Below are 12806 nucleotides of genomic sequence, written 5' to 3'. Positions count from 1 at the left end.
GTGAAAAACTGATACACAGTTATTTTTATAGTCTCTATATCCAGTCCACAATTTATAATAATTATTGATTTCTAAAAATACATAGACAATAGTTTACGGCTATTCTGACCGCTATAATCATCCTCATTATTTTAAATTTACTGTTTTATCCTTAAATTGTAGTTTTTCAATACCTGATAATGTATTTGAGCCATCTCTACCTGAAACTTTATCCTCAACAATAATTTTACTTTTATTTTTAATAATTTTATATTCTGCAGATTTTCCTGAAAAAATGACTACATTATTTCCAGCATTGCCAGTAATATCATTATCTAATTCATTTACAGTAACACTATTATCATTCTTACCTAATAAAGTAACATCTTTTAAGTATCTTGAATGGTGTGTATAAGGTTTTGAAGGATCAAATTTTAATGAAAAATTTCCCTTTAAATTTGCATCTATACGAGCATTATAAGTTAAATAAGAGTGGAAAAATTGCTTATTCATTAACGCATAGCCCATTGGATCTTTTGATTTAATATCTTCTCGTGTTTTTGCAGTATAAATTCCCCACATTCCACCTTTCCCCTCTTTCCAAGCACCCCATAAACCATAATAACTATCCACAACTGAAGCTAAATATTCCTGAGTTAAACTATTTTCATTCGCTAATTCTTTCACCCAATTTTTATTTTCTGATCCTCTTCCCCATAAGTTTTTCGCTAATCCATTTTTTTGTGCTGTTCTAATGTTAGCTTGATATTTTGGTAACACCCCTAAAAAGTCATCATTGCCATCAACACCGATACCATTATCGTGTATAAAATGTAAAATTTCTTCAAAGGTGGCATCTCTATGATCATAATTTTGGTTCATATACCAATCGCTACCTTCAACTTGTATTTCATTTTGATATAAAGGTTGCCCTGTTACTTCTTTACCAACAGGATTACTACCATCATCTTGCCCATTTAACAGTACTAAAATCGCATTATTTTCTGCCATTTTATTTGCCACAGCAGACTTATCTGAACCATATTTTGAGCCTTTATAATCTGTTAAATAATGCTGTAATACATTTCGACAGCGAATAATCTGCTCATCAGTTAAATGAGACTGTGCAACAATATGAATGCTTCCACCATTTGGAGTGGTGACTTTTGTATAACGATTAAAGTTTTTTGAGTTATAAATATTGCCCAAATTATCAGGAATAGTTGTTATTATTCCATTATTGGCAAAAATGCTGGTTGATATCATTAATACAAATAAACTAAGTGATAATGTAAATTTATTCATCGTTTCTCCAATTTAGTTTTATAAAAAAACCACAGATCATATTGTTACAATCTGTGGTCTTATTCATTACTTAATAAGGTTAAATATCGATATTCGCATTTAACGCATTATCTTCAATAAACTTACGACGTGGCTCTACATCATCACCCATTAAGGTCGTAAAGAGCTTATCAGCAGCAATGGCATCTGTTACTGAAACTTGTAACATTTTACGTGCCACAGGATCCATGGTAGTTTCCCATAATTGATCTGGATTCATCTCTCCTAACCCTTTGTAACGCTGAACTGTTAAGCCTTTGCGAGATTCTTTTACTAACCAATCAATGGCTTGTTCAAAGGTTTCAACTGGCATTTTACGCTCACCACGTTGTACATAAGCCGTCGGCTCTAATAAATCTCTTAACTGACGACCTAATTTCATAATACGGTTATATTCTGTACCTGATATAAAATTGAAATCGAGAGTATAGGTTGTATCCATTCCGTGTGTTGTTACAATGATTTGCGGTTCATAAATTTTACGCTCAGGATTATAAACCACTGTTGCACTGTAACTACTGCCATCCGTTCCTTTTTCAAAAATGACTTCAATTAATTTATTCACCCAAGCGGTCACATTTGCTTCATTTTTTGCAAATTCTTCCGTTAAATCTGGTTGATAAATTAACTCATCTAAAATAGCTTTTGGATAACGTCTTGCTAAACGCCCAATCATTCCTTGAACATTATTAAATTCTTTAATTAAACTTTCTAATGCAACTCCATTAATAGCTGGCGCATTTTCACTTACATAAACAGCGGCACCACTTAATGCAAGCTCTAATTCATATTGTGTCATTTCACCATCATCTTGAATATAGGTTTCTTGTTTACCTTTTTTCACTTTATATAAGGGTGGTTGAGCAATATAGATATAACCATTTTCAATTAAATCTGGCATTTGACGATAGAAAAAGGTTAATAATAAGGTACGAATATGTGCACCATCGACGTCCGCATCGGTCATTATAATAATTTTATGATAACGTAATTTTTCAAGATTATAATCATCACGACCAATCCCTGTCCCTAATGCTGTAATCAGGGTTGCCACTTCTTGTGAAGATAACATTTTGTCAAAACGTGCTTTTTCTACGTTTAAGATCTTACCTTTAAGGGGTAAGATCGCTTGATTTTTACGATCACGCCCCTGTTTTGCAGATCCACCCGCAGAGTCTCCCTCCACAAGGTATAATTCAGATAATGCAGGATCTTTTTCTTGGCAATCGGCTAATTTACCCGGTAATCCACCTAAATCCATTGCCCCTTTACGACGTGTCATTTCACGAGCTTTACGAGCCGCATCTCTTGCACGTGCAGCATCAACAATTTTAGTGACAATGCTTTGAGCATCTTGGGGATTTTCTAATAAATATTCGGCTAAACGTTCATTCATTGAACTTTCAACTGCACTTCTTACTTCTGATGAAACTAATTTATCTTTAGTTTGTGATGAAAATTTAGGGTCTGGCACCTTAACAGAAATAACCGCAACTAATCCTTCACGAGCATCATCGCCCGACGCATCAACATTGGCATTTTTCTTATTCTTAACATTTTTTTCCATATAGTTTTTCAAGGCACGAGTTAAAGCACCACGAAAACCAGCTAAGTGAGTACCACCATCACGTTGCGGAATATTATTGGTAAAACAGAACACATTCTCACTATAACTGTCATTCCACTGCATTGAGACTTCTACACCAATACCATCTTTCTCAGTGGTTAAATAGAAAGGGGTTGAGTGAATAGGATTTTTAGCTTCACTTAAATATTCCACATAGGCTTGAATACCGCCTTCATATTTAAAGTGATCTTCCTTACCATCACGCTCATCAATCAATTTAATTGAAACACCTGAATTTAAGAAAGAAAGTTCACGTAAACGTTTTGATAGGATCGCATATTCAAAATCAGTTTTATTTTTAAATACTTCATAACTTGGCCAAAAACGAACCGTTGTCCCTGTTTTTTCTGTATCACCAATTACAGCTAAAGGTGCTTGTGGCACACCCATTGAGTAAAATTGTTCGTGAACGTGACCGTCACGGCGAATCGTTAATTGTAATTTTTCTGATAATGCATTTACAACCGACACACCCACACCGTGTAAACCACCTGATACTTTATAAGAGTTATCATCAAATTTACCTCCAGCGTGCAATACCGTCATAATGACTTCTGCGGCTGAAACGCCTTCTTCATCGTGAATACCCACAGGGATACCACGACCATCATCTTGCACCGACACAGAGTTATCAGAATGGATTGTCACAATAATATCATTACAGTAATTTGCTAATGCTTCATCGATCGCATTATCCACAACTTCAAACACCATATGATGCAACCCTGTACCATCATCCGTATCACCAATATACATACCTGGGCGTTTACGCACCGCATCTAATCCACGTAACACTCGGATACTGGAAGAATCATAACTGTTTGTTTGACTTTGTTCAGACATTGTTATTCCTTTGTTTCTCTCATATAAAAACGGCTTATTAAAAGCCGATAAAATTAGTATAATTATATCAGAAAAAGTTAAAAAAGTATTATAAAATAAAGTCAGATTTAACACATTGAGGAATAAAAAATGACAAATATTAAACAACTTATTGAGATCACCGCTCAACTCCGCCACCCTGAAACAGGTTGTCCTTGGGATATTAAACAAAATTTTGAGACAATGCTCCCTTGCTTACTTGAAGAAACCTATGAAGTAGCAGAGGCAATTCATACCAAAGATAAAATTTCTCTACGAGAAGAATTGGGGGACTTGCTCCTTCAAGTGGTTTTTTTAAGTCGTTTAGCGGAAGAAGAAGGCTCATTTGATTTTAATGATGTGTTAAATGATTTGATTGAAAAACTCGTTTTTCGTCACCCTCACGTTTTTGGTGATAAACTGGCTCAAAGTAGTGATGATGCTTTAAAACATTGGGATGAAATGAAAGCTCAACAAAAACAAGTCAAACAACATACCTCAATTTTAGACGATCTTCCTTTTGCTCTCCCTGCCCTTACTCGAGCCAATAAGATCCAAAAACGTTGTGCCAAAGTGGGTTTTGACTGGGATAATCCAACTGATGTATTTAATAAAGTGAAAGAAGAAGTACTAGAAGTAGAACAAGAGCTTAATCACCAACCACAAAATTACGATAAAATCGCAGAAGAACTAGGAGATTTATTATTTGCGACTGTCAATATTTGTCGCCATCAAAAACTCGATCCTGAAGCAGTCTTACGCAATGCCAACCTAAAATTTGAAAATCGATTTAGACAAGTAGAAAAAATCGTACTAAAACAGGGTAAAAAACTAGAAGAGTGTACACTTAAAGAGTTAGATACAATTTGGGATAATATAAAAGAAAAAGAGTAGTTTTATAGAAAACTACTGGCAATTTTTATACTCAAAAATGGCTTTTTGGCGTCTTTTATTTAATTCTTCTCTAATGGCTTGTTTTTCAAAACCATCGGTAATGACTTGCTGAACATTCACTTGGTTTGCTATTAAATAAAGCTGTTTGGCATAGTCTCGTTGAGGATATATCCTATTTTCAAAGCCTAGACGTCCTTTGCTGTCAGCTTCACAAACCAGTAAAAAATCAAAAAAGCGTTCTGGCTTTCGCCATACATCAAATTTATTAAAGACTTTCATTACTGTTTTAGGCTTTAATTCCATAATTTTATGGCAATGAGTGTGGTATTCGGCAGTTAATTTAGCAAAATCTTTTAAATGGGTTGGGACTTTTAGACGATTAGCGAGAGTTGCTGAAAGTCCTACTCCACGTTTTTCGTGTCCATAATGGTGAGGTAAAATCGCCTTATCTGTGGTGCCTTTGCCGAGATCATGACATAACGCACCAAATAACATCATTTCGGGATCATTGGCTTGTGAGCTTAATTTTTTAGCTTGTTCTAACACCATTAAAGCGTGAATACCGCAGTCGATTTCAGGGTGATGTTTCTCAGGTTGAATAATGCCAAAGAGTTGATTAATTTCAGGAAATAATACTTTTAATGCACCCACCTCTTTTAATACGTTAAAATAGATATGTGGTGATGGGGTATTAAATGCTTTGCGGGTTTCTAACCAAACTCGTTCAGGAGTGAGATGATCTAATTCACCACAAGCGGTAAGATCTTTCATTAAATTTACCGTTTCTTCTGCAATACTAAAACCTAAATGATGAAATCGAGCAGTAAAACGAGCCACTCGAAGTACTCTCAAAGGATCTTCTGCAAAAGCAGGGGAGATATGACGGAGAATTTTGTTGTTTAAATCTGCGATACCATTAAACGGGTCAAATAATTTGCCATTGAGATCTTGTGCAATCGCATTAATGGTTAAATCTCGACGGATTAAATCTTGTTCTAATGTGATTTCAGGAGAGAAGTCACAAATAAACCCATTATAGCCCTTACCACTTTTGCGTTCTGTACGAGCTAATGCGTATTCTTCATTAGTTTTGGGGTGTAAAAAAACAGGAAAATCATTTCCTACTTGTTGAAAACCTTGCTCTAATAGGCGTTCAGGTGTTTCACCCACCACAAGCCAATCACGATCTTTAACAGAGAGGTTTAATAATTGATCACGGACTGCACCGCCGACAAGGTAAATTTGCATAGATAATATACGTAGAAACAAGGTATACCTTGTTTATTAAAATAAAAATAACATAAGACAGGGCATACCCTGTCTCTACGGTATTCGAATGATTATTCAACAGTGACTGATGTAATCACCACTTCTTCTTTTGGTACATCTTGGTGGAAACCACGATTACCTGTTTTCACACCCTTGATTTTATCCACAACATCCATACCTTCAACCACTTCAGCAAATACGGCATAGCCCCAGCCTTGCATTGTTTCCGACTTATGATCTAAGAAAGTGTTATCTGCGACGTTGATAAAAAATTGTGCAGAAGCAGAGTGTGGTTCTGAAGTACGAGCCATTGCTAGCGTACCACGTTTATTACTTAAACCATTATTTGCTTCATTTTTGATGGTTGCTTTGGTTTGCTTCTCAATAAAACCACTTTCCATTCCACCACCTTGAATCATAAAGCCATCAATAACACGGTGAAAGATGGTGTTATCGTAAAATCCTTCTTTGCAATAATCTTCAAAGTTTTTAGCTGAGATAGGTGCTTTGTCAAAATTTAATTCAACTTTGATATCGCCAAAGTTTGTATGTAATATAATCATTTTGTATCCTTTTATTAAAATATATAAGCGGTATTATTCTCTCATTTTTTTGCAAAAAGTGAAAGTAATGTTACCGCTTGTGATTATCTTATCTACTTTTTAATAACTCTTCTTCTGTTTTTTCAATGGCATCTAAACATTTTTGTTTGCGAAAATCGGTTTCTTGTAATTTAATCTGCCAGTAAGTTTTATCATCCATTGTTTGAGCATCATAGCCTTGTTCAATAATCCAACTGATTTTATCATTAAGTAAACGCAATGCTTTTTTATATTCTTCTAAACGTTTTGACGGTCGCATTGCGTGAATATTTTTAGGGAAGCGGTACGATGATTGAAACTTTTTACGCATTTTTTCATTTTGATGAGTTTTATTTTTTAATCGTTCAATCCCTTTCTGTAAGGTACGATATTGTAAAATAAGCCTATCTGAATAAAATTCAGCCATATCATTTTGAGTGAGTTTAGAGAGTATTTGAGCCGTTTGTTCAATCTCGTTTACAAATTGTTGGACAGTTTGAGTTTGTTGTGAAAAACAACGAGTATAGATCGTTATAGATTGTGCCAAGTAAGGCTCAAATATTGCTAACTCGTGATGAATTGAATTGTTGAATGTCATAGTTTTAATATATCGCTAAAAAATGGTAAATTTTAAGCAAAATCTTACTGCTTATACTCTTAATTTACAATTGTTACTTTAATAAAAGCGATTTACAATAAATGTCTTATTTATACCAGATTTTTAATATTCTCTGAGTAGCCAACCACTAATAAATGCAAAATATTCCCGAAACCACGCATTAAAACGAATAGATAAAGGGGTAGTGCTTGCTACTGTAATAACATTATTATAGCCTTGTTTTTGGGCAATAGCTTTTGCTCGAATAGTATGGAAATCATTAGTTACAATAGCAATTTTATCTGTATTTGGACTAATCCCTTTGTTTATTAAAATCGGCTGGCTAAATAATAAATTTTCCTCAGTACTTTGGCTTTTGTTTTCTTGATTAATCACTTTTATGGGAATACGATGCTGTTCCTGTAGGTATTTTGCCATAACGTATGCTTCACTCACATCACGTCCAAAATCAACACCTCCTGCTGTAATAATTGTAGGCAAAGTAGGTTGTTGATGAATAATTTGCACAGCCTTATCTAATCGACTAGCAAGGGTTGGAGTTGGTTTATCACCGTTTACACCTGCACCTAAAATGATCACTGCTTGTATCTTTGTTGCAGGAGGTTGTGAGTTAATTTGTTTCACAAGGGCGAGTACAAAAATCACGAAACTAATCAACCAAATAATAAACAAGCTCCACAGTAGATCCCACACTCTTTTTTGCCATTTATTTTGAGCAATAAAATCCTGAATTCTTTTCCAAAAAATAGCATGAGCAACAAAAATCACGCCAATTAAAAAAGGAACAACTGTGCCAAAATTGAATTTTAGAAATAAAAATAATATAGAGCAGTCAATTATCAGTATCATACCGATAATGAGTAAAATGATACGTCCAGTTTTAAGAAATAAACTCATTATATTTTATAAATTTGTGGGATTATTTTAATGAGTATTCAGTATAACAAACAAATAAATAGGTAGGAAGGGATATTATTAACCCTTTTTAAACTCAAAAACAGGGTAATGCCCCCTCCCTAGCCCTCCCCCGCAAGCGGAGGAGGGAAATTTGTTGGTAAAAGTCCCACCCTCGCAAGTGAAGGAGGTTCGCTGGTAAAAATCCCACCCTCGCAAGTGAAGGAGGTTCGCTGGTAAAAATCCCACCCTCGCAAGTGAAGGAGGTTCGCTGATAAAAGTCCCACCCTCGCAAGTGAAGGAGGTTCGCTGGTAAAAATCCCACCCTCGCAAGTGAAGGAGGTTCGCTGGTAAAAATCCCACCCTCGCAAGTGAAGGAGGTTCCGCTGGTAAAAATCCCTCCCTCCGCTTGCGGGGGGAGGTTAGGAGGGGGGTAAAAAACTAACCTTGTGTCGCTTGAATTGCAGTTAATGCGATTGTATAAACAATATCATCAACTAATGCACCACGAGATAAGTCGTTCACTGGTTTACGCATACCTTGTAACATTGGACCGATCGAAACAAGATCTGCAGAGCGTTGTACCGCTTTGTAAGTTGTATTACCTGTATTTAAGTCAGGGAATACAAATACCGTAGCTTTACCTGCAACTGGAGAGTTTGGTGCTTTAGAGCGAGCCACATCTTCCATAACGGCAGCATCATATTGTAAAGGTCCATCAATAATTAAATCAGGACGTTTTTCTTGTGCGATACGTGTTGCTTCTTTTACTTTTTCAACATCTGCACCAGACCCTGATGTCCCTGTTGAGTAAGAGATCATCGCAACACGGGGTTCAACACCGAATGCTTTTGCTGATTCCGCAGATTGAATAGCAATTTCGGCTAATTGTTCTGCATTTGGATCTGGGTTTACTGCACAGTCACCATAAACCAGTACTTGATCTGGCAATAGCATAAAGAAGATTGAAGAAACAATTGAGCTACCTGGTGCAGTTTTGATAATTTGCATAGGTGGACGGATTGTATTTGCTGTGGTGTGTACAGCACCGGATACTAAGCCATCTACTTCTTCTGCTTCTAACATCATTGTACCAAGAACAACATTATCTAATAATTGCTCACGAGCAACAACTTCAGTCATTCCTTTGTTTTTACGCAGTTCAACTAAACGATCAACATAGTTGTCACGGATAGTCGCAGGATCAATAATCGTTACACCTTTACCAAGTTGAACCCCTTGAGCTTCAGCGACTCGTTGTACATCTGCAGCTGGTGCTAATAAAATACAGTCTGCAATACCACGTTCAGCACATAGTGCTGCTGCTTTTACAGTACGAGGTTCATCACCTTCTGGTAGTACAATACGTTTTTTAGCTGCACGAGCAAATTCAGTTAATTGATAACGGAATGCGGCAGGGGAAAGATGTCTAGTACGTGCTGTATCGTTAGTAATCTGAGTAATAAACTCACTAGAAAGTTGTTCTGATACATATTGTTTGATGTTTTCAATACGCACTTTATCATCAATAGGAACTTCTAAACTGAAACTTTGTAAACTAAGGGCTGTTTGCCACGTATTTCCTTCGATACGGAAAATAGGCACACCTTTTTCAAAAGCTTGTTGACACAGATTTCTTACACCTAAATCTAATTTGTATCCACCTGTAAGTAGAATTGCACCAATTTCGATACCGTTCATAATAGAAAGTGCGGCGGCAATAATCACATCAGGACGATCGGCAGAAGTCACTAATAATGACCCCGCTTTCATATGTTCGATCATATTTGGTAAGCTTCTTGCACAGAAAGTAACACCACGAATACGACGAGTATGTAATTCACCCTCTTGAATAATGGTTGCACTTAAGTGTTTTGCAATATCAATAGCACGTGTTTCAATTAATTTAGGTTTCCACTCTACACAAGCGAGTAGTTTCACTTGGCTTTTTGTAAATAAACGATGTAATTCTTTTACATTTATATTACGATTTAAATGTTGGAATGAATCAAAAATTTCTGTTAAATCAGGACGAGTTCGACCCGTTTCATCAACAGGGGCATTAAACTTATTAATAATTACCCCTAATAAATTAGGATTATTACGTCCACCAAACTCAGAGGCAGCGACATCAATACGTTCTTTTAATTGTTCTGGTGTATCTGTTCCTGGAGCAGCAACCAAAATAATTTCAGCATCTAAAGTTTGTGCAATCTCATAATTGATATGATTTGCATAAGCACTTCTACGTGTAGGAATGACCCCTTCAACCACAATAATTTCGTTATCTTTAGCAATTTTTTGATGATGTTCAACAATTTTTTCTAATAACACATCGGTTTGGTTTTCACCAATTAATGTTTCTGCATCACTTAACATTATTGAAGCACCCACCTCAACGGTTTGTGATGTTCTGATGATGCTTGTTGAACGATCTAATTCGTCATTTCCATTTGATGGTTGAGAAATAGGTTTTAAAAAACCCACTTTAGCCCCTTTTTGTTCAAGAGAATGAACAAATCCTAAACTCACACTGGTTAAACCCACTCCAGCAGTCGTTGGAATAAGGATAATAGTTCTAGACATTGTATAGTTCCTATGGTCAATAAAAAGAAAAAACCTACTTCTAGGTAGGTTTTAATAATTAAATTATGCGGTTAGTTTAGCCGTATCTCTTGCAATCACAAGTTCTTCATTTGTTGGAAGAACAATAGATACTGGAGTACCTTCTTTTGTGATGATACCAGCTTTACCAAAACGTGCTGCTAGGTTTTTCTCTTCATCTATTTGATAACCAAATAGTTTCAAATGATTTAAGGTTAATTCACGAACTAATGAAGAGTTTTCACCAATTCCACCTGTAAAGACAATTGCATCTAAACGATCACCAATTACCGCCATATAAGAACCAATATATTTCGCTAGTTTATAACAAAATACATCTAATGCACGTTTGGCTGGTGCTTCTTTATCATAATTATCTTCTGCGTAACGACAATCACTAGTAACTTCAGTTAAACCTAATAATCCAGATTTTTTGGTTAATGTTTCATCAATCTCTGCCATACTCATACCTAAAGTATTGTACATATAGAAAAGAATAGCAGGATCTAAATCACCACTACGGGTACCCATCACTAAACCTTCTAAAGGTGTTAAGCCCATTGATGTGTCAATACATTTACCATCACGAACAACGGCAACAGATGCCCCATTACCTAAATGGCAAGTAATTACATTAATTTTGTCTTCAGCAATATTTAATGTTTTTGCTGCTTCACGGCTCACAAAATAGTGGCTTGTACCGTGAGCACCGTAACGACGAACACCATTTTCTTTATACATTGCATAAGGAATAGCATATAAATAAGCTTCTTCTGGCATTGTTTGGTGGAATGCTGTATCAAAAACAGCAACGTTACGTTCTTTTAATTCAGGGAAAATTCTAAATGCTTCTTTAATTCCAATTAAATGAGCAGGGTTGTGAAGAGGCGCAAATTCAACCGCATCTTCAATACCTTTGATAACTTCATCGGTGATAACGGCAGACTCAGTGAATTTTTCTCCACCGTGAACAATACGATGACCGATCGCTGCAATACTCTGTTTTAATTCATCGGTTAAAATATTTTTTGCAAGGAAATCCAACGCTTGTGTGTGTGCAGCACCTGCACCTAAATCAGCACTTCCTTTTTCACCATTTAACTTCCATTTAATGCGAGCATCTTCAAGATGAAACGCTTCAGCAAGACCTGATAAGGTTTCATCACCCGTAACAGGATCAAGTACTGCAAATTTTAAAGATGAACTACCGCAGTTAAGGATAAGAATTAAATTTTTATTAGACATAAAATAGACCTATTTTAATTATTTATAAGTGGATAAAATTACACAATAAAATGTGCATTAGAAATTCTTGCATAGGATACACTTTTTAGCAGTTAAAATAAATTGTTATATCTTGATTATTATCAAAATTTTCAAAAAAAGTTTATTTTTTAAAATAAAGTTGAGTGTTACTATTTTAATGATGAATAGATCATAGCGGTAACTTGTATTAAAAAATTTGCAAATTTTTCGTATAATGTCACCGCTTGTTTTTATAATATATTGTTTTATAAGAATTAATTTAACATTATTCCTTTCAGATATTGGTAGATTTCACGAAAATTCTTTGGTGGTTTATTATTTTCTCTTTCTTTTAGAACTCCACGAATCAAGCTACGTAATTTTTGACGATCTAGCGTAGGGTAGTCCGTCATTAAATGATTAATTGCGGCATCACCCTGTTCGATTAATTGTTCACGGATAATTTCAATTTTGTGTAATATTGCTTGCTGTTGTTTATGGGTATTATTCAGTTTGTCTAGGGCGTCTTGAATGGGTTCAATATCACATTGACGCAACAGTTTTCCAATATATTGAATTTGACGGCGACGAGCCTCCATTTTTAAACGTTGTGCTAATGTAATCGCCTCTTTTAATTTTTCACTAAGAGGTACAGTATCTAGTTTAGGGATTGATAATTCAACTAGTTCAGCGCCCAATTTTTTTAAATCTTCCGCATCTCGTTTTATCTCACTTTTACTGACCCAGATGATCTCTTCTTCATCATCTGTCCAATCTATTTCATTATGCTTTTTCTTAGCCATATTCATTCTCTATATCTGTTAAATAGAGATAGTGTAACAAAATTTGCAAAAAATAGGGAAAATTGTACTACTTATTTTTATAATAC

Annotated in this window: 10 protein-coding genes; 1 reads left to right on the top strand and 9 read right to left on the bottom strand. The window is 35.3% G+C overall.

Annotation, left to right across the window (positions count from 1 at the left end):
- Positions 1–126: 126 nt before the first annotated feature.
- Both U9966_RS07770 and gyrB read right to left on the bottom strand, forming a co-directional pair.
- Positions 127–1284: a hypothetical protein gene (locus U9966_RS07770; protein WP_306347678.1), complete on the bottom strand. Its 1158-nt coding sequence runs from the start codon at positions 1282–1284 to the stop codon at positions 127–129.
- A gap of 79 nt (positions 1285–1363) precedes the next feature.
- Positions 1364–3793: a DNA topoisomerase (ATP-hydrolyzing) subunit B gene (gene gyrB / locus U9966_RS07765; protein ID WP_306347679.1), complete on the bottom strand. Its 2430-nt coding sequence runs from the start codon at positions 3791–3793 to the stop codon at positions 1364–1366.
- A 129-nt stretch (positions 3794–3922) separates the two neighbouring features.
- Here gyrB and mazG point away from each other — a divergent pair, with 129 nt between their 5' ends.
- A complete protein-coding gene (mazG, locus tag U9966_RS07760; protein WP_306347680.1) occupies positions 3923–4705 on the top strand; it encodes a nucleoside triphosphate pyrophosphohydrolase in 783 nt (260 codons plus the stop codon).
- A 12-nt stretch (positions 4706–4717) separates the two neighbouring features.
- Here the strand turns inward: mazG and U9966_RS07755 are convergent, their stop codons facing one another.
- The 7 genes from U9966_RS07755 to yjgA all read right to left on the bottom strand — a co-directional run bounded on the left by U9966_RS07755 (position 4718) and on the right by yjgA (position 12720).
- Positions 4718–5953, bottom strand: coding sequence for a multifunctional CCA addition/repair protein (locus U9966_RS07755; RefSeq protein WP_306347681.1), 1236 nt, complete (start codon positions 5951–5953; stop codon positions 4718–4720).
- Between the two features lie 92 nt (positions 5954–6045).
- Complete coding sequence (locus U9966_RS07750) at positions 6046–6537, bottom strand: peptidylprolyl isomerase (protein ID WP_090921019.1); 492 nt, start codon at positions 6535–6537, stop codon at positions 6046–6048.
- Positions 6538–6625: 88 nt separating this feature from the next.
- The gene (gene priC, locus U9966_RS07745) at positions 6626–7153 is read right to left on the bottom strand and encodes a primosomal replication protein PriC (protein WP_306347682.1); all 528 of its coding nucleotides are present in this window, start codon (positions 7151–7153) and stop codon (positions 6626–6628) included.
- A 123-nt stretch (positions 7154–7276) separates the two neighbouring features.
- Positions 7277–8071: a YdcF family protein gene (locus tag U9966_RS07740; protein ID WP_306347683.1), complete on the bottom strand. Its 795-nt coding sequence runs from the start codon at positions 8069–8071 to the stop codon at positions 7277–7279.
- Positions 8072–8509: 438 nt separating this feature from the next.
- Positions 8510–10654, bottom strand: a complete 2145-nt coding sequence (gene pta, locus U9966_RS07735; RefSeq protein WP_306347684.1) for a phosphate acetyltransferase — start codon at positions 10652–10654, stop codon at positions 8510–8512.
- 63 nt (positions 10655–10717) lie between these two features.
- Entirely contained in the window at positions 10718–11917 is a 1200-nt protein-coding gene (locus U9966_RS07730) for an acetate kinase (RefSeq protein WP_306347685.1), read from the bottom strand.
- A 275-nt stretch (positions 11918–12192) separates the two neighbouring features.
- Positions 12193–12720 carry a ribosome biogenesis factor YjgA gene (yjgA, locus tag U9966_RS07725; protein ID WP_306347686.1) on the bottom strand — a complete coding sequence of 176 codons (528 nt, stop codon included), beginning with the start codon at positions 12718–12720 and terminating at the stop codon, positions 12193–12195.
- Positions 12721–12806 lie beyond the last annotated feature (86 nt).

Source organism: Pasteurella atlantica (assembly GCF_963693435.1).
In the GTDB taxonomy this organism is placed as follows: Bacteria; Pseudomonadota; Gammaproteobacteria; order Enterobacterales; family Pasteurellaceae; genus Phocoenobacter; species Phocoenobacter atlanticus.
This window is presented reverse-complemented; position numbering and strand designations above follow the sequence as displayed.

Excerpts from the sequence above, each read along its gene's own strand:
- pta (WP_306347684.1), bottom strand. The coding sequence starts at position 10,654 with ATGTCTAGAACTATTATCCTTATTCCAACGACTGCTGGAGTGGGTTTA.
- U9966_RS07730 (WP_306347685.1), bottom strand. The coding sequence starts at position 11,917 with ATGTCTAATAAAAATTTAATTCTTATCCTTAACTGCGGTAGTTCATCT.
- yjgA (WP_306347686.1), bottom strand. The coding sequence starts at position 12,720 with ATGGCTAAGAAAAAGCATAATGAAATAGATTGGACAGATGATGAAGAA.
- mazG (WP_306347680.1), top strand. The coding sequence starts at position 3,923 with ATGACAAATATTAAACAACTTATTGAGATCACCGCTCAACTCCGCCAC.
- U9966_RS07770 (WP_306347678.1), bottom strand. The coding sequence starts at position 1,284 with ATGAATAAATTTACATTATCACTTAGTTTATTTGTATTAATGATATCA.
- U9966_RS07740 (WP_306347683.1), bottom strand. The coding sequence starts at position 8,071 with ATGAGTTTATTTCTTAAAACTGGACGTATCATTTTACTCATTATCGGT.
- U9966_RS07755 (WP_306347681.1), bottom strand. The coding sequence starts at position 5,953 with ATGCAAATTTACCTTGTCGGCGGTGCAGTCCGTGATCAATTATTAAAC.
- U9966_RS07750 (WP_090921019.1), bottom strand. The coding sequence starts at position 6,537 with ATGATTATATTACATACAAACTTTGGCGATATCAAAGTTGAATTAAAT.
- priC (WP_306347682.1), bottom strand. The coding sequence starts at position 7,153 with ATGACATTCAACAATTCAATTCATCACGAGTTAGCAATATTTGAGCCT.
- gyrB (WP_306347679.1), bottom strand. The coding sequence starts at position 3,793 with ATGTCTGAACAAAGTCAAACAAACAGTTATGATTCTTCCAGTATCCGA.